This is a genomic window from Streptomyces sp. NPDC005803, from assembly GCF_040630435.1.
Lineage (GTDB): Bacteria > Actinomycetota > Actinomycetes > Streptomycetales > Streptomycetaceae > Streptomyces.
Genome location: NZ_JBEXXO010000031.1, coordinates 41,005 through 61,324, shown reverse-complemented (window position 1 = coordinate 61,324; position 20,320 = coordinate 41,005). Strand labels below are relative to the sequence as shown.

Genomic DNA, 20,320 nt, shown 5'->3' with positions numbered 1-20,320 from the left:
GGCCTCCATATCAGTCGCCCGGGCCTGTCGAACCCCCGAGGCGTTCCCGCAGGATGTTCTTGAGTACCTTCATGCTCGCGTTACGGGGCAGTTCGTCGACGAGGACGACGCGGGCGGGCACCTTGTAATGGGCGATCTGCGTCCGCGCCCAGCCGAGAAACTCGCCGATGTCGAAGGCGCGGTCCCCGGCCGGCACCACGAAGGCCACCCCGGCCTCCCCCATCCGGCGGTCGGGGACACCGACGACCGCCAGCTCCGCGACAGCGGCGTGCCGGCCGAGGGTGCGCTCGACCTCTGCCGGGTAGACGTTGAAGCCGCCGACGATGTACATGTCCTTCTTGCGATCCGTGATACGGACGAAGCCTCGCTCGTCCAGCACGGCGATGTCCCCCGTGTGCAGCCAGCCGTCCGCGTCGATGGCACGTTCCGTCGCCTCGGTGTCCTCCCAGTACCCGCGCATCACGTTGTAGCCACGTACCAGGAGCTCGCCGGGAACTCCCGGTGGCACAGGTGTCACGGTGTCGTCCACAGCGCGTACCTCGACCCCGTCGGCCGCGCGACCGACCGTACGGACGACGTCGTCGAAGCTGTCCGTCCCTGGGCGGGTGGTCGTCGCGATTGATGTGCACTCGGTCTGCGCGTATCCGCTGACGAGGACCTCCACGCCCAGATCGGCGCGCAGACGGCGAAACAGATCCGGCGGCACCGAGGCCGCCGCGACCAGGGCGACCCGGATCGAGGACAGGTCGGCAGCGCCACGGTCGTACTGCTCCAGCAGGTCGTGGAAGACGGCGGGAGGCCCGAACAGGATGGTGATGCGCTCCCGCGCCACGATCTCGGCGGTGGCGGCGGCGTCGAAGACCGCCATGGGATGAATGGTGACTCCGTACATGAGGCAGGCCATCCAGCCGGCCTTGTAGCCGAACGTATGGAAGAACGGCGGGACGATCAGAAAGCGGTCTCCGCGGCGGAACGTCAGGACCTCGGAGTGCCAGCCGAAGGCGCGCAGGGACTGGCCATGTGTCAGCTGTACGCCCTTGGGGCGCCCGGTGGTTCCCGACGTGAACAGGATGTCGGACAGATCGTCGGGCCCCACGGCGTCCCACCGCCCCAACGCGGCGCGCTTGTCCGTGCGTTCGGCGCCATGCCGGATGAACTCCTCCCAGGACGATGCGACTCCTTGCGGTACGGGACCCGAGTAGACGACGAAGCGAATCGGCTCGCTCGCCTCAGGCAGGGCGGGACGCACGGCGGCCACATAGTCGGTGCCGAGGAAGTCGGTCACGGTGAGGAGAAGCTTGGCGCCGCTCTTCTCGAGCACGTACGCCGCTTCCTGTCCCTTGAACCTGGTGTTGAGCGGGACGAGGATGCCGCCGGCGCCCTGCACGGCGAGTGCCGCGATGATCCATTCCGCGGAGTTGGGACCCCACAACGCCACCCGGTCACCTGCCCGGACCCCGGCGGCCATCATCCCTCGAACGCCCGCCGTCACGGCCCGTTCGAGATCGGCGTACGTCAACTGCGTGACTCCTTCCCTGATCACGACCAGGTCGGGGTGGCGGGAGGCGTTGACGCGCACGATGTTCGGAATGCTGCGGTACAGCAGGTCATGGCGGACACGTGCCGGATCGGAGGTCTCCGCGGAGGAGGTCATATGCCGAGCCTGTCGAGCAGCCTCTCGTGGTAGACGGCCGGGCCCCCGAACAGCAGCTGCGAGGCCTTGGCCCGCCGGAAGTAGAGGTGGGCCGGGTGCTCCCAGGTGAAGCCGATACCCCCGTGGACCTGGATGTTCTCCATGGCCGCCGTCATGTACGCCTTGGAGCAGCAGGCGTGCGCGACAGCTGCCGCGACGGGGAACTCCGTCGGTTCCTCAGCGGCCGTCCGGGCCGCTTCCCTGGCCGATGCCTCGGCCAGCTCCACCTGGACCAGCATGTCGGCGCACTTGTGCTTGACGGCCTGGAACGAACCGATCGCGCGGCCGAACTGGTGGCGGGTGCGCGCGTACTCGGTGCTCATCTCCAGGCACCGCCGCGCCCCGCCCGCCTGCTCCGCGGCCAGGGCCGTCGACGCGACATCCAGGACCTTGGCCATGACACGGCCGCCCGCGCCGTCGGATCCGACGCGCCGCGCGGGCACCGCGTCCAGGGTGAGCCTCGCCATCGCACGGGTCGAGTCCAGCGTCTCCATCGCGGTGGCGGTCAGCCCGTCGGCCTGACGGTCGACCACGAACAACGTGGGCCCCGCGGTCGTGCGGGCGACGACGAGCAGCAGGTCGGCCGTGGTGCCGTCGAGTACGAAGCACTTGCGTCCGGTGAGCTTCCAGTCTCCGTTCCCGTCGGGCAGCGCACGGGTGGAGATCAGGGCGGGGTCCCAGGAGCCGGACTCCTCGGCAACGGCCAGGGTCGCCGTGGTGGCCCCGGACGCCATGCCCGGGAGGTGGCGACCGCAGGCCTCCTCGTCCCCCGACGCCAGGAGAGCCTGGGCGGCCAGGACGACAGTGGAGAAGAACGGCGCACACAGCAGCGCGCGTCCCGTCTCCTCCAGTACGACGCCCAGTTCGACGAGCCCGAAACCGTCGCCGCCGTACCGCTCGGGCAGCGCCAGGGCCGGCAGCCGCAGCTGTTCGGCAGCCTGAGCCCACACGGCGGGGTCGAAGCCCGATTCGCTCTCCATGAGTTTACGGACGGCTTCCTCGGGCGATTTGTCGTCGAGGAACTCTCGTACCACCGAACGCAGTTCTTCGAGAACGCTCTCGTCGTCGCTCATGCGCTCGCCTCCTTGCCGGCGGTCTTGGCGGTCGTGGCCGAGGGCTCCTTCGGCAGGCCGAGGACGCGTTCGGCAAGGATGTTCTTCATGATCTCCTCTGTGCCGCCGAGAATGCGCAACGCCGGTGTGGCGAGCAGCAGTTCACTCCAGGCGTACGTCCCCCACTTCCCCGTGTCCGCGATGGCACGGGGACCGAGCGTGTCGGAGACGAAGTGCGCGGCGCGTGTGAGGTTCTGGGCGTACATGAGCTTGGAGACGGACATCTCGGGTCCCGGAGCCACGCCGGCGCGGAACTTTCGCAGTGCGCGGGCATTGAGGTGTCCGGTGGCCATGGTGTCCACGAGGAGCTCGGCGAGCCGTGCGCGCAGGGCCCGGTCGTCCCAGGTCCAGGTGGCCCGCATCAGCGCGGCGAGCCGGTCCGGGGAGAGGGCGGCCGCGACCGGTCCGGCCCCTTCGCTCCCGACCGTGGCGCGTTCGTTCATCAGCGTGGTGAGCGCGACGGTCCAACCGCCGTCGACCTCACCGAGGCGGTGATCGTCGGGGACACGGACGTCGGTGAGGAACACCTCGTTGAAGTCGGCCCCACCCGTCATCTGGCGCAGGGGCCGCACCTCGATGCCGGGGGTGTCCATAGGCACCAGGAAAGCGGTGATGCCGCGGTGTTTCGGGGCGTCGGGGTTGGTCCGGGTCAACGCGACGCCGATCTGGCTGTGATGTGCGACCGAGGTCCACACCTTCTGTCCGTTGAGCACCCACCCGTCGCCGTCGCGCACGGCGCGGCTCGAGACGCTCGCCAGGTCGGATCCCGCGTCGGGCTCGCTGAACAACTGACAGGCGATGGCATCGCCGCGGTACATCGCCGGCAGCCAGCGGTCCTTGATGTGGTCCTGGGCGTGGGCGAGAATCGTCGGCCCGATCATTCCGAGACCGACCACGCTCAGGACACCGGTGTCGGGTACGTCGTACTCCGCCTCGATCGAGTCGTACAGCAGGTCGTGCACGTGCGTGAGACCTTGTCCGCCGTACTCGCGCGGTCCTGTGATCCAGCCGAATCCGTTCTCGTGACGGGTCCGCTGCCATTTTCTGGCCCGGCTCACCTGCTCCCGCTCCTGCTCGGGCGGCAGGCTGCTGAAGTAGGCCACGGAGTCATCGCCCTCGCCCCAGACGAAGTCGGCGGGGTCGGGCTTCGTTGCGGCATGTGTGTCGAGGAAACGACGCACGCCGGCGGTGAACTCCTGCACGTCCTGGGGTTCTGCTTGAGATGTCATGTCGCGTGTTCCCTGTTCCCTCAGGTCGAGAGGATCGTCACCGCCGACACGCCCGGCGCGCCGTACAGATGGGTGTAGCCGACGCGGGGCGTGCCGGGGATCTGCCTGCTGCCGGCCGTGCCGCGCAGCTGGTGCACGATCTCGTGGATCTGGCGCAGCCCGGACGCACCGATGGGCTCGCCGTTGCCGAGGAGGCCGCCGTCCGTGTTGACCGGCAAACGGCCGCCGATCTTCGTGGCGCCCTCGGCGATGAGACGCTCCTGCTCCCCGTCCTTGCACAGCCCGTTCTCGGCCATGTGGATGATCTCCGACCCGGCGTCGGTGTCCTGGAGCTGAGCGACGTCGACGTCCTCCGGGCCGATTCCGGCGGCCTCGTACGCGGCCTGCGAGGCATCGACGGTCGGGCTCGGCGCGCCCTCGCCCACGGGGAACGACGGGCTCTGGACCTCGAAGGCCCCGAGCCGTCGGCTGCGCAGGGAGCTGGCCCGGACGCGGATGGGCGTGGAGGTGTACTTGTGGGCCTGGTCGGCCCGGCACATGACGACGGCCGCGGCACCTTCGTCGGGTCCGCAGTACATGTACTGGCGCAGTGGATAGTTCAGGACGGGCGAGGCGAGGATCTCCTCGGGCGACAGTGCGGTGCGGCGCCATGCCTTCTCGTTCTTGCTGGCGTTCGCGAAGTTCTTGGCCGCCACACGTGCCAGGGTCTCGTGAGAGATGCCGTGATCATGCATGTAGCGGTTGATCTTCATGCCGAAGAAGTGCGTGGTGAGGAAGAGGCCGGTCTGGCCGTACCAGGAGGGAATGCCCGCCACCGCCGGGTCGGCGGCGAAGGCGCCACGGGGATGCTTGTCCATCCCGATGGCGATGGTGAGGTCATGCTCCCCCGTCTCGATGGCACGGGCCGCCATGGCGACGGCGGTTCCGGCCGTCGCGCACCCGTTGAACACGCCGCGCAGGGGCGCTCCGGTCAGGCCGAGGCGTCCCACGATGGCGTCCGGGTTGGCGACTTCATGGCTGCCGATGTATCCCCCCTGGACCTCGGGCCAGGTCGTGTTCGCGTCGGCGAGCGCCAGCCGGACCGCATCGGCACCCATGTCCATCGCGGACTTGCCGGCGAACCTGCCGAAGGGGTGGAGCCCCACGCCGATGATGACTGCCTCGGTCACTTTGCTTCCTCCTGCGTGGGCGCGAACGCGAACGTCACGATCTCGGTACCGTCGTCGTCGGTGGCGTACGGCACGACGGTGAGCCGCATCGGCTGCCCGATCCGCAGCTTGTCCGGGTCGGGTTCGGTCAGGCGTGCCTCCACCATCAGTTCGCCGGGAAGTTCGATGTAGCCGAGCGTGAACGGTTCGAACTCCTCGGGGCCGTCGTACGGCGGGGACGGCGGGCGGAAGTTCTGCGTGGTGAACGTCCACAAGGTGCCCTCGTCGGCGAGCAGGCGCTCGGCCGACGCGACGCTCGCACAGCGCACACAGTGCGGGGCGGGCGGGAAACTGACCAGGTCGCAGTCGGTGCACTGGGACCCGATGAGCCTCGTCGGCTGGTCCGCGGCGGGTGGCCAGGTGAACAGGCCCTCGGCAACCGGTCGTTGGGCGGTCGTCATCTGTGTTTCTCCGTTCAGGAAGCCGTGCAACGCTGGCCCAGGGTGTCGGCGTTCGGCGCCGCCTTGGCCACCAGGTCGGGCACGACAGCGGACAGTTCCTCGGGGGTCCAGTGGGTGGCGGAGTCGGCCGTGGGTCCGTTGACCCAGCCCTCCAGGACGGTGATGCTCCCGCCGACGACTCCGAACACCCGGCCCGTGACCTCGCGCGAGGCCGCCGAGCCGAGCCAGACCGCGAGCGGGGCGATGGACGCGGGGCTGAGGTCCTGGTTCTTCGCGGCCTCCGACATCGCGGCAATGTCCTCGGTCAGCCGGGTCAGCGCCGTCGGGGCGATGGCGTTCACCGTCACCCCGTAGCGGGCGAGTTCGGCCGCGGCGATGATCGTGAGACTGGCGATTCCCGCCTTGGCGGAGCCGTAGTTCGCCTGCCCGGGGTTGCCGAACAGCCCGGAGGGCGAGGTCGTGTTGATCACCCGTGCGTCGTTGACATGGCCGGCCTTGGCCCTTTGGCGCCAGTACGCGGCCGCGTGATGCAGGGTGGCGAAGCTTCCCTTGAGGTGCACGCCGAGCACGCTGTCCCAGTCGTGCTCCGTCATCGTCACGATCATCCGGTCCCGCAGGATGCCCGCGTTGTTCACCAGTACGTCCAGGCCGCCGAAGTGCTCCACCGCCTGGCCGATCAGGCGTCCGGCGCCCTCCCAGGTCGAGATGTCGTCGGTGTTGGCGACCGCGGTCCCGCCGTGCGAGACGATCTCGTCGACCACGGCCTGTGCGGGTCCTGACGATCCGCCCGCACCGTCACGGGAGCCTCCCAGGTCGTTGACGACGACTCTCGCGCCCTGGGCCGCGAAGGCACGGGCGTGCTCGCGCCCGATGCCGTTGCCGGCGCCGGTGACGACCACGACGCGGCCGTCGGCTGTCTTCTCGGACATCTTCAACTCCTTCGTAATCAGCGCTGGTCGGCTTGGGCCAACAGGACCCGCGGGTCCTCGTTGCCGCAGGCACAGCGATCGGTGACGACGCGTCCCGCGATGCCCAGCGGGGTGGGCGCGAGCGCGGACCGGCGATGCTCCCCCGCCGCGATGGACAGCTGTCCGTCTTCCTCACTGAGGCGCCAGGCGCCGGAATCGACGTGTGCGCCGGCGCGCGCGGGACATTCCAGCGCCAGCGCCGGTCCGACGGTGGTCATCGCAAAGGCCGGCACCCCAGCGCCACGCAGCACGGGCAGGGCGTCGGGCCTGGCCAGGATCAGCGACGTGGCACGGAACGTCTCGGCGAGGTCGGCCGCACCGGCCAGACCCTCCAGCGTCTCGGCCGTCAATCCGATCACCGCGTCGGGCCGCAGCTCGCGCTGGAAGACGCCCGCGCGCCGATGGTCCCAGCCCATACCCTCGGCGATGCCGTAGGGGACGCGCAGGGCTCCGAGACCCTTGATCATCGGGTGCACCCAGAAGCCCTCGTATCCGGAGGCCGTGATGAGCGCGCGTTTCCCTGCTGACAGCCCGTGCTCCGAAAGTCGCGCGGAGACCCAGGAGGCCGCCTCGGCGAGCTCCGTCCGGGTCAGTTCCATGTCCTTGACGCCGTCGGCGGAAGCGAAGCGGACGATGTACGCGAGGTCGGGCCGATCGAGCTTCCGGGCCCTGGCAAGGGTGTCGGCGCGGGCCATCAGCTCTTCACCACCCGCGGAAACTTCGCGACGCTCGTCATGGTCCTCAACAGGTCCTCCTCGGTGCACAGTTCAAGCACGGGGTCGACTCCGGTCCGCTTACGCACGGCCTCGCCCAGGCGCCCGCCCAGGGTGTCCACGTCAGCGGTCAGCTCGGGGTCGTAGCCGACGCGCAACCGGAGCTCGTCCACCTCGCGGCGCTGACGGACGATCTGGAAGACTCCCGCCGCGGTCTCGGGCTGGTCCTCGACGGCCTGCCAGATGTCCCGCAGTACGACGGACCTTCCCTGGACGACCGTCTCGTCACCGCGGCGCCCGGCGACCCACATGCGCGCATGGGTACGACCGCAGCCGCACCGTTCATCGGTCATGCGGACAAGGTCCTCGCTGCGGAAGCGGATCAACGGTGCCGCCCGGTTGTCCAGATCGGTGGAGACCAGTTCCCCGAGTTCTCCCCACGGCACCTCTTGCCACGACTGCTCGCCGACGTCCACGCACTCCGCGTAGACGGTGTCCTCCCACAGGTGGAAACCGTCGCGCTCGCGGCATTCCCAGGCGGTGCCGGTGTCGGCCGCGCTGGTGTACTCGTACACCTCGATGCCCCACTCGTCGCGCATCCGGTCGCGCATCCTGCGGCTGATCGGCTGGCCGGCACAGGACGCGCCCTTGAGGGAGGAGAACGCCTCCCTCAGATCGGTCTTGTCTGCGAGCCGCTCGAGCTCGACGACCTGGGGGTACAACATCTGGATGTAGTCCGGGCGGTACTTGCGCACCGCCTCGACGACCTCAGCCATCTGCCCCAGCCAGCAGTTCACCTCGATGACCGTCGCTCCCAGCGCCTGGTAACCGAAGTCCATCAGGTTCCGCATGGTGCCGGCAGGGCTCAGCACCCGGTCTCCCGGCCGCACCCCCACCTCCCACAGGTCGCGCACCTGATGGGCGACCAACGGCGGCGCGTCCTCCCAGATCTCCGCGAAGAACTCCGGGTCACCGGTGGTGCCGGAGCTGGAGGAGACCGAGGTCAGTTCCTCCACCGGGCAGCAGAGCATGCCTCCGAAAGCGTCTCCCGTGCGCGCCCGGTAGGCCCTGATCATCCCCTTGGTGATGAACGGCACCCGCGCCCGGAAGTCGTCCAGGGACCGGATGCCGCGCGGGTGCACGCCGTGCTCGTCCCACAGCTCCCGGTAGAAGTCGGAGTGGCCGTAGGCATGATGAACCAGGTCCAGGACCCGTTCCTCCTGCAGCGCCCGCAACTGCTCACGGGGCATGGTTTCGACATGTGGCTCGAAGTACCTGTCACCGGTGTCACTGTCACCGACCATCGCGGCGCCTCCTCGCGGCTCAGCTGCCCAGATCTTCCAGCCATCAGCGCAATCGGTCAACCAATTGGACGGATTCAGTCAGCCCCCGCAAGCTCGCCTGCCCTTATGGTTAACTATTAACACTCATTCAACCTTTAGGGAGCGTCGTGAGGATCGTTGTCTGTGTGAAGCACGTGCCCGACGCGACGGCGGAGCGTGCGTTCACCGAAGAGGGCCTCACCGATCGGGAGTCGGTCGACTCCCTGTTGTCCGAACTCGACGAATACGCCGTCGAACAGGCCTTGCGCATTGCGGAATCGGGCGTCGAAGCCGAGGTCACCTACCTCACCGTCGGCCCCGACGACGCCAAGGACGGCTTGCGCAAGGCCTTGGCCATGGGGGGCCACTCGGCGATCCACGTGAGCGACGACGGCATCGAGGGCAGTGACGTGTTCGCCACCTCTCTGGTCCTGTCCAAGGCGATCGAACAGCAAGGGTTCGACCTCGTGCTCTGCGGGATGGCTTCCACCGACGGCACGGCGGGTGTCCTGCCGGCCCTGCTCGCCGAGCGGTTGGGCGTGCCGGCCGTGACCCACCTCGACGAGGTGGAGGTCGGCGTCGGCTCGGTGACCGGTCGCCGCGAGGCGGACACGGACACCGCACATATCCAGGGCACGCTGCCGGCCGTGGTGTCGGTGACCGACCGAAGCGGCGAAGCCCGCTACCCATCCTTCAAGGGGATCATGGCGGCCAAGAGGAAGCCGCTGAAGACCCTTGATCTCGACGACCTCGGAATCGACCCCGGTCAGGTCGGCACAGGCGCGGCGCGTTCGGCCGTCGACCGCGCGGTCAAGCGGCCCCCGCGCACCCAGGGCGAGATCGTCACGGACGAAGGCACGGGCGGCACCGATCTGGCTGCTTTCCTCACCGCCAAGAAGTTCATCTGACCCCCTGCCCCGACCCAGGGCGGACACCGACACAAGGGAGAGCAGCACTGTGGCCGAGATCCTCGTCCTCGTCGACCACATCGACGGCACCATACGCAAGACAACCCTGGAACTGCTCACCCTGGCACGCCGGCTGGGTGAGCCGTCCGCAGTGCTTCTCGGCACCGGCGCAGCCGACGCGACCGAGACGCTCGGCCGGTACGGCGCGCGGAAGATCTACGTGGTGGACGCACCGGAGGTCGAATCCCTCCTGGTCACACCCGCCGTCGACGCCCTCGTCGACATCGCCAGGAGCACCGGCCCCGCGGCGATCCTCACACCGTCCCACTCGGACGGAAGGGAGACGGCGGCCCGCGTGGCGCTCCGTCTGGAATCCGGACTGATCACGGACGCCGTCGACGTCACCCAAGGCGAGGCGGGCCCGGTCACCGAGCAATCGGTGTTCGCGGCGACCTACCAGGTGACGGCCCGCGTCACACAAGGCACACCCGTCATCACGGTCAAGCCGAACGCGACGGCACCGGAACCGGCGCCCACCACCCCGAGCGTCACCAAGTGGGACGTCGCACTCGGCCCCACGCAGGGCAGCGTCACGGTACTCTCCCGAACGCCGCGAGAGCGCGGCGACCGCCCGGAGCTCGCCGAGGCCGACATGGTGGTCTCCGGCGGCCGTGGCGTGAACGGTGCGGAGAACTTCGCCCTCATCGAGCAGGTCGCCGACGCCCTGGGCGCCGCCGTAGGAGCCTCGCGCGCCGCCGTCGACGCCGGCTGGTACCCGCACAGCCACCAGGTGGGGCAGACCGGCACGCAGGTCTCGCCGCAGCTGTACCTCGCCGCCGGCATCTCCGGGGCGATCCAGCACCGGGCCGGCATGCAGACCTCGAAGACCATCGTCGCCGTCAACAAGGACAAAGAAGCCCCCATTTTCGAGCTCGCCGACTACGGCGTCGTGGGGGATCTCTTCACCGTACTGCCACAGCTGGCGGAGGAGATCGAGAGCCGCAGGGGCTGACTTTACGCATCCGGAGCTTCCCCTGGACCCTTCAAACACCTAACCTCTTTAACTGATTCAGCCGTTACCTTCGCTCAAGGAGTGCCATGACGAAGATCTGGGTCAACTCGGGAGACTCCCACGTACTCGAGCCGGATGACCTGTGGACCTCGGCGCTGCCGACCCGCCTGGCCGATCGGGCGCCCCGCAGTGAGCGCGGCGACAAGTACGAGGTGCTCTACATCGACGGGGAGCGCCTCGACCGGCAACTGAACGACTTCATGGACGCGATGCGCCCGCCGGGGGCCCGAGACCTCGATGTCCGACTCAAGGATCTGGACCAGGAGGGGGTATGGGGCCAACTGGCCTTCCCCTCCATGGGGTTCTGGCTCGTGTCGATCACGGACAGGGAGCTCGCCCGCGAGACCGTCCGCGCCTGGAACGACTGGGCGCACTCCGAGGTCCTCGGCCACACCCAGCGGATCATCACCCCCGCCTGCGTCTCGATGGCGAGCGTGGAGGACGCGGTCGCCGAGGTCGAGCGCGCTGCCGAACTGGGCTTCCAGTCGGTGTTCCTGCCCTGCACCACGCGCGCGGGCGAGGAGTACGCACTCGACCGCTGGGAGCCGCTGTGGACGGCCGTGGAACGGGCCGGCCTCGTGCTCGGCTTCCACATCGGCACCGGCGGCGAGAACGTCGTCTTCCGGGGGCCGGGCGGCGCGGTCGTCAACTACATGGAGACGACGTATCCGGGAATGCGCGTGGTCTCCCACATGGTGGCGGGCGGCGCCCTGGACAGGCATCCCGATCTGAAGGTCCTCATCGCCGAGGGCGGCGCGGGCTGGGTGCCGGCCATCGGTGACCGGATGGACGAGGCGTACCGGCAGCACGGCATGTTCGTACGGCCGAAGCTGAGCCGGCTGCCCAGCGAGATCATCCGGCAGCAGGTGTACGCATCGTTCCAGCACGACAAGAGCTCGGTGGAGATCGTCGAGGCGACCGGCTACCGCAATGTCATGTGGGGCGACGACTACCCCCATCTCGAGGGGACCTACGGCCACACGCAGTCGACGCTCCACGAGCTGTTCGACGGAGTGTCGGACGACATTCGTGACCGGGTCACGCGCGGCACGTTCGACGAGCTGTTCAAGGTTCCCGCCCAGTCGGCGCGCGCGGCCGCGGTCTGAGCGACAGCGAGGACGCGACACCCCCGAGCGGAGCGGAACCCGTGACCACACCCCCCTACCCCGAAGACCTCGAACAGCCCGGGCTCGTGCGGACCGGGCGGTCGACGTTCCTCCGACCGATCCGGCCGGACGACGCCGACCGCCTGGTCGCCTTCGTCGCGGGACTGTCCCGGGCCACCCTGGCCTACCGGACCCTCGGGCCCGTGGTCCGTGTGCGCGACGACGTCATCCGCTCCGGAGCGCGGGTCGACTACCTCAACGAGCTGGCGCTGGTCGCTCTCGCCGGGGACGAGATCGCGGGCCTGGTGCGCTACGTACGCGACACCGGCCGCCCCGATCACGCCGAGGTCACCTTCACGATCCGGGACGACCACCAGAGCGAGGGGTTCGGGCGGCTGCTGCTCGAACACATCGCCGCCGCGGCCCGGGACCGCGGCATCCGGGTCCTGGAGGCGGACGTTCTCGCCGACAACACGCGGATGATCAACGTGTTCCGGGACTCCGGTTACCGGGTCGAGACGGGGCCGCCCGGCCAGGTCATCCACTTCGAGGTGGCCATCCACCCGCAGGCCCAGGCCGAGTCCCGCGCCGAGCGACGCGAGTACACGGCCGTACGCCGCTCTCTGCGCCCGCTCCTCGAACCGGCGTCGGTCGCCGTGATCGGGGCCAACCGCAGTCCGCTGACCCTCGGCCACGAGATCGTCGCCAACCTGCTGCGCGGCGATTTCCCTGGGCGCGTCTTCCCCGTCAACCCGTATGCCGACCACATCGCGGGGGTGCATGCCTACGCGAACGTACGGGACACCCCCGAACCGCCGGAGCTGGCCGTGGTCGCGGTGCCGGCCGAGGCCGTCCCCGGCGTCGTGGCGGACTGCGCACAGGCAGGTGTGAAGGCGGTGGTCGTCGTGTCCACCGGCTTCGGGGAGACCGGCCCCGTAGGCCGAAAAGCCGAGCTCGAACTGGCCCGCTCCGCCCGGGGGTCCGGAATGCGCCTGGTCGGTCCGAACTGCATGGGCGTGGTCAACACCACCTCCGGCGCGCGGCTCTCCGCGACCTTCTCACCCGCGATCCCCGCTCCCGGCAGGGTGGCGATGTCCAGCCAGTCCGGCCCCTTGGGGCTCGCCGTCCTCGACTTCGCCCGACGGCTGCGCCTGGGCTTCTCCAGCTTCGTATCCGTCGGCCACGCCGTCGACGTCTCCACCAACGATCTCCTCCAGTGGTGGGAGGAGGACACCGAGACCTCCGTGATCCTGCTGCACGTCGAGCGTTTCGGGAACCCGCGGAGCTTCGCACGCATCGCGCGCCGCATCGCGCCGCGCAAACCCATCGTGGCGGTGCATCCGGGCGGGGGTGACCACTCCGGTCCGCAGGACGCCGCGGTCAGTTCGCTCTTCGCGCAGTCCGGTGTCATTCGTACCCGCAGTCTCCAGGAACTCTTCGACGTGGCCCTGCTGTTGGCCCACCAGCCGCCGCCACGGGGCAACCGGGTCGCTGTCATCACCAACGCTGGTGGGCCCGGCGCGTTGACCGTGGGTGCGTGTGAGGCGAGCGGACTGCGCGTACCCACGCTCGGCGAGCCCACTCAACGGTCCCTGCGGTCCGCGCTTGCGCCGACGGCGGACATCAGCAATCCGATCGACCTCACACCGACCGCGACGGCCGAGGACTACCGGCACGCTCTGAACGCCGTGATGGCGGACGAGGAGATCGACGCTGCCATCGTCCTGTTCATGCCTCCGCTCGCCGACAAGGCCACCGAGGTGGCCTCCGCGATCCTCGACGCGGCGTCGGCCGTGCCGACGAAGCCTGTGGTGACGAGCTTCTTGAGCGGGGCCGGCGTAGCCGACCTCCTGCACCGGGGGGAACTCGTGGTACCGACGTACGCGTTCCCCGAGTCCGCGGCGACCTCACTCGGTCACGCGGCGTCCTACCAGGCGTGGCGTAGCACCCCCGCAGGTGTCGTACCCGATCTGACGGACGTGGACGCGCAGCGGGCGCGCGGGCTCATCGCCGGGTACCGTTCCGGCGCGCTGTCCACCGAGGCCGCTGCCGCGCTCTTGGACGCCTTCGGAATCCGCCTGCGCGATCCCGGGCCGGGGCCCGGGCCGGACGCGTTTCTCTCCGTCCGCGCCGACCCGGTGTTCGGGCCGGTCGTCTCGTTCGGTCTCACCGGCGACTACGCCGACCTCATGGCCGACGTGGCCCACCGCGTCACACCACTCACCGATCGGGACGCACGGGAAATGGTGCGCTCGCTGCGTGCCACCCCGCTCCTCGACGGTCGGGTGGGCGGCCCGGGCATCGACTTGCGGGCGCTCGAGGAGACGGTGCTGCGCCTGTCGGCGATGGTCGAGGAACTGCCCGAGATCGCGGCACTCGACTTGCGCCCGATTCGCCTCCTCCCGCCGGGAGAAGGCCTTGCCGTCGCTCGGGCGACGGTCGGGCTCGTCATCGGCGGGGCACCGGACTCCGCGACGTGATTCCCCCGGAAATCGGCATCCGCAGGCTGTCGACAAGTGACTCGAGGAAGTGGTGACATGGCCGGCGAAACAGGTTCGCGCACCGATGACACCAAGGTGGCTGGAGGCGTCGACAAGAAGTGGGCAGTAGCTGATTTCACCGAGCCACCGCGCACCACCGGCGGAGTAGCCCTGTGTGGTGCCTGCCGCCACTCCGGTCGGTGCCGCCTAGGCGTACAGCGCGAACACCTGCGGGACGACGGGATGGCACAGTTCGAGATCACCTGCCCCCGTGACCAGGAAGGCGGCCCCGAGGTCGCGCACGGTGGCTGGACGGCTGCCGTGCTCGACGAATGCTGCGGGCATGTACCCCTCCTGCGTCATGTGCTCAGCGTGACAGCCGAGTTGAGCATCAGCTTCGTCAAGCCGGTTCCGGTGGCACGTCCGCTCCAGGTCCGGGCCTGGGTCGAGCGCCGTGAGGGGTCCCGCTGGTACCTCTCGGCGGAGATGCTGCTGCCCCCGACCGGTGCCGTACTCGCACGCGCCTCAGGTATCTGGGTGTCGCGTGACGGGGAGCATTTCGCGCGGCACCAGAAGTGGCTGAGGGAGCAGGACCCGACGGCCGAGGTGCACTGAGCATCGCTCGCCATACAGGCAAGCCACCTGGACAAGATGGCCGACAACGAATCGACGGCACGATCCGTACCCCCGCCCACGAACTGCACCTGCGGGACGGCTACGGCGTACGCGAGCACCTCATCACCGGGCAGTCGAACGATCCGGTCGCCAACCGCCTGCATGACCCGGGGAGGCGTCATCAGCTCCGAGGCTCTGGTCATGGGCGGTCGGCGACCGGGTCCTCCTCGCTCAGGCTGCGACGCAGCAACTTGCCGTTGGGGTTTCTCGGCAGAGCGTCGACGATGTGCCATCGAACGGGCACCTTGAAGCCGGACAACTGCTCACGCGTGTGGGTGCGCAGTTTCTCGGGATCGGGAGCGGCCCCGGGGTGAGCCGGAACCACGAAGGCGACCACGGTCTGGCCGAGCAGGGCATCGGGAACACCGATCACTGCGGCGTCGGCGACGTCCGGGTGAGAGACGAGGACGGTCTCCACTTCCAGTGGGTGGACGTTCTCTCCACCACGAATGATCATGTCGTGCTTTCGGCCGACGAGGTACAGATAGCCGTCGGAGGCGATGCGTCCCAGATCGCCCGTGGCCAGCCATCCATCGGCGTCGACAGCGAAGAGGTGGTCACCCCGTGCGTACACCTCGCCTGCCCCGTCGGGCCCGGCGGCACGAATGTCCAGCTCGACTCCCGGGGCCGCCTTTCCTACGGATCCGAGCAGTTCCGTCCGGCCCGCGACGGCCTCCCGGTGTTCCTCCGGTGTGAGGACGCTGACCGGTGATCCCTCGGTCTGCCCGAACATGTTGAGCATGCGGACGCCGGGCATGGACTGGTAGACCCGGCGCAGGGTGGCGGGAAGGATGGGGGCCCCGCCGTACTGGAGCACGCGGAGGCTCTCGTGGCGGGCCTCCCCCTCGGCAAGAAGCATCTCCAGCATCGCCGGGACCATGCTGGTGTGCGTGATCCCGCGCTCGCGCAGCAGGCGCCAGCCGTCGACGCTGAACCCCGGCAGCCCGGTGATCAGCGCGCCGGCGGCGAGCGCGACGGACATGTTGCCCAGCCCCGACATGTGGTGGAACGGCGCACTGCCTCCGTAGAAGCTGTCGGTGTCCAGGGCACACAGAGCGCCGTTCACACGAGCCCGTGCCGCCAGGCGCCACTGCGGCATGGGAACCGGCTTCGGCAGCCCGGTGGTGCCGGAGGTGTGGAGCACCAGGGCGACGTCCTGCGGCTCGGCTCGGGGCGACCAGTCCCGTGCACGCAAGTCGGGGATCACGGCCGTACGGCACCCCGCGATCGCAGACACGTCCCGGGCGAGTCCGGCGAACTCGAGCTGGGTCACCAGGACCGGTGAGCCGGTCGCGGCAACGACGGCCGCGAGTTCCTTCGCGGTGCTCCGCACGCCGAGAGGCGCGACGGGATGGCCGGAGCCGGCGCCACCGATCACCAGGGCCAGTGCGTCAGCGGAACTGGCGACGAGCGCCGGCACGGACCGGCCACGGGGCTGACCGAGGGAGTCGAGCCAGGCGGCAGCCCCTCCGGCCCGGTCCAGGAGTTCGCGGCCGGACCATTCCAACTCCCCGAACCGGGCCGCGGGACGGGAGTGGTCGCAGGCAGCCGTGACGAGAGCGGACCAGGTGGTCGCGCCCCCCGCCGTCCGTGCGGGGCCTGCGTGCGCGCTCAAGACCCCGACCGGTCGTTCGCGGGGCCCGTGACAATGGCGTCGCCCGGCCGGGCGTGTGGGCGAGGACGCTCACCGTAGGAGAACCGCCCTTTCTCGACGGCGGTGCGCCCGAGGCGACCGCACACGGACGTCTGCACTCGCCTCTCCCCGACCCTGCTCTCCGCGTTCCCCATCACTGCTGCGCCTCCCACCGAACACGATACAGTCAGATAATTACTCTATCTAGAGCGATCTCGCGAGAGCAGTCAAGTGGCCCGCACGCGCCGCTGGTCGTGAAGCCGTCAAGTCAGGAGTCCCGCATGGCTGATGCAGTGCTCGTCGACGCCCGAAGCGAGGGTGTCACCGTCATCACCCTCAACCGCCCTGAGGTCCACAACGCGATAAACGACGCGGTACTTGACGGTGTGGAACATGCTCTCGACGAGCTGAACCGGAGGGATGACCAGCGGGTCGGCGTCATCACCGGCGCGGGCCGTTCCTTCTGTTCCGGGATGGACCTCAAGGCGTTCACCGCCGAAGGCCGGCCCTTCAGCCGAGGACGGAGACTGGAAGCCCTGACGCGCGCCCCCTCACAGAAGCCGCTGATCGCCGCCGTCGAGGGGTACGCACTGGCGGGCGGCTGCGAGATCATGCTGGCCTGCGACATGGTGGTGGCGGCACGGAACGCCGAGTTCGGCATTCCCGAAGTCAAGCGCGGCCTGGTGGCGGCGGCCGGCGGGCTGCTGCGTCTGCCGCAGCGGATCCCGCGGAGCGTGGCCACGGAGCTGGCGCTCACCGGCGCCACTCTGGATGCCCGACGAGCCCACATGTACGGTCTGGTGAACCGGCTCACCGAGCAGGGGGAAGCACTGGCAAGCGCGTTGCTGCTGGCTCAGGCCATCGCCGCCAACGGCCCGCTGGCCGTCCGCACCTCCAAGCGGATCCTCAGCGAGGCCGCGACGTGGCCGGCCGACGAGAGCTGGCAGAGGATGCTCGCCGTGTGCGAGGGAGTCCTGTCCTCCGAAGACGCCAAGGAGGGTTCGCTCGCCTTTGTGCACAAGCGAGCCCCGCGGTGGAGCGACCGCTGACGACACCGCGTACGCGACGGGGCTTCGCCCCGCCGCTCGCGCGTCACGCCCGTCACACCGCCTCGCAGGGCTCCGTACGAGCCCTGCGAGGCGGACGGTGTGAATGCCCTGCCTCGGAGGCCCACCCGAGCCCCGGGTCAGGGCGCGGCGAAGAGGTCCAGGCCGTTGTCCCGGAGGAACTTCTTGCGCGCCTCTTCACCGAGCCCCTCGACCTTGGCGTAGAAGTCCGCCGGCTCACGCAGGCCTTCCGCGTGCGGCCAGTCGGAACCCATCACCAGACAGTCCACGCCCCCGAGTCGGGCCGCCAGGTCGACGGTGTCGTCCTCCGGATACGGAACCACGCTCACGTGCCTCTTGAAGATCGCGCTCGGGCGCTCCGCCAACTGCCCACCCAGCCACCGCCCGTTGCGTGCCATGCCACGGCTCTTGTCCATGTGGCGAATGAAGTGTGGGATCCACTCGGCACCGTATTCGCTGACCAGGCACCGAATATTGGGGAAGCGGCCAAACAGGTTGTCGAAGATCAGCGCGGACAGCGTGTCGGTGATCGGCCGCTCACCATAGGCGTTCTGCCACTGCCACGCCGAGAACTGGAACGGCGGCACCAGGCCCCAGCCCCAGTGCGAGGCCACGTTCTCCTGGTAGTGGTATTCGGTGATGTGGAAGGCGACCACCGCGTGCGCCTCGTTGACCCGCGCCCAGAACGGGTCGAAATACGGGTCGCCGGGCGACCGGCCGTTGACCGGCCCGGGCGGCAGCATGATGAACCGGGCGCCGTCGGCCAGCACCCGGTCGAGCTCTTCCACGGCCCGGTCGAGGTTGTCCAGCGACAGCAGGGCCGGCGCGTAGATCCGGTCCTGGGTGTTGAAGCCCCAGTCCTCGTCGATCCAACGGTTGAACGAGGTCAGGTTGTCGAACAGAGCCTCGCCCCGGAGATAGGCCCAGGCGAACAGACCCCAGCCCCCCGGGTACATGATCGACTTCTCGATCTGCTGCTCCGTCAGCTGGACGAGCCTTGCGTTCTTGTCCCGGTACTCCCTCTGGATCGGCTCGTAGAAGCGGTCCGCGTCCCCTCCTTCACCGGAGGAGCGCGCCCGCAGCATCTCGACCAGCGAACCCGGCACGTAAGCCTGGTCGAGGTCGTTCTCCAGCGCGGTGACGATCCGGTCGTTCGCCAGGAGGATCTTGGTCTTCCCGTCCGCCGCCAGGATCGGCCGCACCGCCGTGTCGAGACGATCCTTCGGCATGAACCTGGTGAAGCAGTCGTCCGTCTCCACCGAGTGCTGGTCGAAGTCCAGCAGCTTGTAGGGGAGTTCCCCCATCGAGTTCTCGATCAACGCCATTTCCCGAGGTCCCTTCCCGTAGACATTCCCCGCCGCCTCGCTCAGTGGCCACGGCGAGATAATGAGAGACTCTCTCATTGTGATGGATGCTTGCAGAGTGCCACACCGTCGGGTCGACGGCAACAGCCCCCGTGCGGACACCTGAAGCCCTCGCCCCACTGATTCGCTCGCGGACCCTGACACTTCAATCAGCTAAATGATATGCCTTAGAGGGCTGCACGGTGCAGTGCACCGGGAAGCGACGCTGCCGACTGAACGAACGAAGGAGCGCGCGTGAACCAGGAACAGCAGAACGACACCCCGCGACGAGGAGACTTCGGCTGGCAGGCGATGGCCAGCGCTTTCGAGCCGACGCTCGACGACATGATGTCCGACCGTTCCTACTTCGGCATGCCACCGGAGGCGCTGTACCTGTGGGGCAGCTTCCGTGACGAGACCGGGGAGATCTACTCCCCCATGCGCCGCATCCCCGCCGGTTTGCCCACCGACAGCCCGGACACGCGCCGCCGCCTCTTCCTTCTCACCACCGAAGGCCACGATGACGGCATGCACCTGCACGAGGCAGGGCGCGGGTCGGCACGCAACGACGGCTTCACCAAAACGCTCGAGAACGATCGAGTCCACTGGCGCAGCGACCCGGCCGCGAAGGGAAATGCCTTCCACGTCACCTGGGGCCCGAAGGAGTGCAGTTGGGTCGAGGAAGGCGTCATGGACGTCCGCGGCACGCTCATCGAGCCCGGCATGCACTGGTACCTGCCCGGACGCGACGCCGGAATGTACTACGTCGCCAACATCTTCCTCATGGAAGGCACCATCCTCGGCAAGCAGGTTCGCGGCCTGATCGGATTCGACCCCATCTACATGTACGAGGGCGGCGAGGTCTACAAGACCAAGGACGCGCTCGTCCAGGAAGAACTCGAACTCGTCTGGTACACCTGGGCCACCGTCTACAAGGACGGCTCGATCGACGCGGGCCACTTCCTTCTCGGCAACGACCACTTCGGCTTCGCCATCCTCGCCGACAAGGACGGCAACGTCCGCTTCACCAACGACGTCACCGGCAAGGTCGACTTCGGGGAGGACGGATACTGGCAGGAGCACATCTCGTACTCCGCCTTTGGTGAGGAGTGGGAGTTCGTGGCCGAGCCCCGCGGACGCATGGTGGGCCTCGGCAAGCTGCCCAACCCGCAGGTCGAAGGCCGTTGGCGACGCGTCGGGGACACCCGCGAACCCGACGTGTGGTTCGCCTGGGGCGAGGCCGCCCCAGGCCATGGCAACCGTCCGGTCAACCGCCTCGCCGGTGCCGGTAAGCGGCTCAGTTACCCAACCGAAAAGTTCTGACGTGACGAGTTCGGCACGGCACTCCGGCGCCCGGAGGGCGTCCGGTCAACCGACGCCGACGCCGACG

The 20,320-nt window shown here is 68.9% G+C and carries 18 protein-coding genes; 7 read left to right on the top strand and 11 right to left on the bottom strand.

The genetic code is table 11. The annotated features are described in order from the left end of the window. Positions 1–10: 10 nt before the first annotated feature. The 8 genes from ABZ454_RS32885 to ABZ454_RS32850 are packed head-to-tail and all read right to left on the bottom strand — an operon-like array spanning position 11 to position 8,628. Entirely contained in the window at positions 11–1,654 is a 1,644-nt protein-coding gene (locus ABZ454_RS32885; protein WP_359543259.1) for an AMP-binding protein, read from the bottom strand. Next, positions 1,651–2,766, bottom strand: coding sequence for an acyl-CoA dehydrogenase family protein (locus tag ABZ454_RS32880; protein WP_359543258.1), 1,116 nt, complete (start codon positions 2,764–2,766; stop codon positions 1,651–1,653). Before ABZ454_RS32880 ends, ABZ454_RS32885 begins: the two co-directional genes overlap by 4 nt. Then, positions 2,763–4,034 carry an acyl-CoA dehydrogenase family protein gene (locus ABZ454_RS32875; protein WP_359543257.1) on the bottom strand — a complete coding sequence of 424 codons (1,272 nt, stop codon included), beginning with the start codon at positions 4,032–4,034 and terminating at the stop codon, positions 2,763–2,765. Before ABZ454_RS32875 ends, ABZ454_RS32880 begins: the two co-directional genes overlap by 4 nt. A gap of 20 nt (positions 4,035–4,054) precedes the next feature. Then, positions 4,055–5,203, bottom strand: a complete 1,149-nt coding sequence (locus tag ABZ454_RS32870) for a thiolase family protein (RefSeq protein ID WP_359543256.1) — start codon at positions 5,201–5,203, stop codon at positions 4,055–4,057. Beyond that, entirely contained in the window at positions 5,200–5,643 is a 444-nt protein-coding gene (locus ABZ454_RS32865; RefSeq protein ID WP_359543255.1) for a Zn-ribbon domain-containing OB-fold protein, read from the bottom strand. The genes ABZ454_RS32870 and ABZ454_RS32865 overlap by 4 nt, the downstream gene beginning before the upstream one ends. Positions 5,644–5,657: 14 nt before the next feature. Beyond that, positions 5,658–6,572, bottom strand: a complete 915-nt coding sequence (locus ABZ454_RS32860) for an SDR family oxidoreductase (protein WP_359543254.1) — start codon at positions 6,570–6,572, stop codon at positions 5,658–5,660. Positions 6,573–6,589: 17 nt separating this feature from the next. Continuing rightward, entirely contained in the window at positions 6,590–7,306 is a 717-nt protein-coding gene (locus ABZ454_RS32855; protein WP_359543252.1) for a hypothetical protein, read from the bottom strand. Further along, complete coding sequence (locus ABZ454_RS32850) at positions 7,306–8,628, bottom strand: phenylacetate--CoA ligase family protein (protein ID WP_359543250.1); 1,323 nt, start codon at positions 8,626–8,628, stop codon at positions 7,306–7,308. The genes ABZ454_RS32855 and ABZ454_RS32850 overlap by 1 nt, the downstream gene beginning before the upstream one ends. Positions 8,629–8,792: 164 nt before the next feature. Between ABZ454_RS32850 and ABZ454_RS32845 the strand changes: the two genes are divergently transcribed. The 4 genes from ABZ454_RS32845 to ABZ454_RS32830 all read left to right on the top strand — a co-directional run bounded on the left by ABZ454_RS32845 (position 8,793) and on the right by ABZ454_RS32830 (position 14,212). Further along, positions 8,793–9,554, top strand: coding sequence for an electron transfer flavoprotein subunit beta/FixA family protein (locus ABZ454_RS32845; RefSeq protein WP_359543249.1), 762 nt, complete (start codon positions 8,793–8,795; stop codon positions 9,552–9,554). 49 nt (positions 9,555–9,603) lie between these two features. Beyond that, on the top strand, positions 9,604–10,566 hold the full coding sequence (locus ABZ454_RS32840; protein ID WP_359543247.1) for an electron transfer flavoprotein subunit alpha/FixB family protein: 963 nt from the start codon (positions 9,604–9,606) through the stop codon (positions 10,564–10,566). An 86-nt stretch (positions 10,567–10,652) separates the two neighbouring features. Then, positions 10,653–11,732 (top strand): amidohydrolase family protein, encoded by a 1,080-nt coding sequence (locus ABZ454_RS32835; protein WP_359543245.1) that lies wholly within the window; start codon positions 10,653–10,655, stop codon positions 11,730–11,732. Between the two features lie 41 nt (positions 11,733–11,773). Then, entirely contained in the window at positions 11,774–14,212 is a 2,439-nt protein-coding gene (locus ABZ454_RS32830) for a GNAT family N-acetyltransferase (RefSeq protein ID WP_359543243.1), read from the top strand. Between the two features lie 207 nt (positions 14,213–14,419). Here ABZ454_RS32830 and ABZ454_RS32825 read toward each other — a convergent pair whose 3' ends face one another. Further along, complete coding sequence (locus tag ABZ454_RS32825) at positions 14,420–14,557, bottom strand: hypothetical protein (RefSeq protein WP_359543297.1); 138 nt, start codon at positions 14,555–14,557, stop codon at positions 14,420–14,422. Here ABZ454_RS32825 and ABZ454_RS32820 point away from each other — a divergent pair. Continuing rightward, positions 14,534–14,827 carry a hotdog domain-containing protein gene (locus ABZ454_RS32820; RefSeq protein WP_359543296.1) on the top strand — a complete coding sequence of 98 codons (294 nt, stop codon included), beginning with the start codon at positions 14,534–14,536 and terminating at the stop codon, positions 14,825–14,827. The genes ABZ454_RS32825 and ABZ454_RS32820 overlap by 24 nt on opposite strands. 199 nt (positions 14,828–15,026) lie before the next feature. On the opposite strand, the gene ABZ454_RS32815 is transcribed toward ABZ454_RS32820, so the two are convergent. Continuing rightward, on the bottom strand, positions 15,027–16,502 hold the full coding sequence (locus ABZ454_RS32815) for a class I adenylate-forming enzyme family protein (protein WP_359543242.1): 1,476 nt from the start codon (positions 16,500–16,502) through the stop codon (positions 15,027–15,029). 299 nt (positions 16,503–16,801) lie between these two features. Here ABZ454_RS32815 and ABZ454_RS32810 point away from each other — a divergent pair, with 299 nt between their 5' ends. After that, positions 16,802–17,569 carry a crotonase/enoyl-CoA hydratase family protein gene (locus tag ABZ454_RS32810; protein ID WP_359543240.1) on the top strand — a complete coding sequence of 256 codons (768 nt, stop codon included), beginning with the start codon at positions 16,802–16,804 and terminating at the stop codon, positions 17,567–17,569. Between the two features lie 137 nt (positions 17,570–17,706). Here the strand turns inward: ABZ454_RS32810 and ABZ454_RS32805 are convergent, their stop codons facing one another. Continuing rightward, positions 17,707–18,912: an amidohydrolase family protein gene (locus ABZ454_RS32805; protein WP_359543238.1), complete on the bottom strand. Its 1,206-nt coding sequence runs from the start codon at positions 18,910–18,912 to the stop codon at positions 17,707–17,709. Positions 18,913–19,185: 273 nt separating this feature from the next. Here ABZ454_RS32805 and ABZ454_RS32800 point away from each other — a divergent pair, with 273 nt between their 5' ends. After that, positions 19,186–20,253: a hypothetical protein gene (locus ABZ454_RS32800; RefSeq protein ID WP_359543237.1), complete on the top strand. Its 1,068-nt coding sequence runs from the start codon at positions 19,186–19,188 to the stop codon at positions 20,251–20,253. Positions 20,254–20,320: the final 67 nt, after the last annotated feature.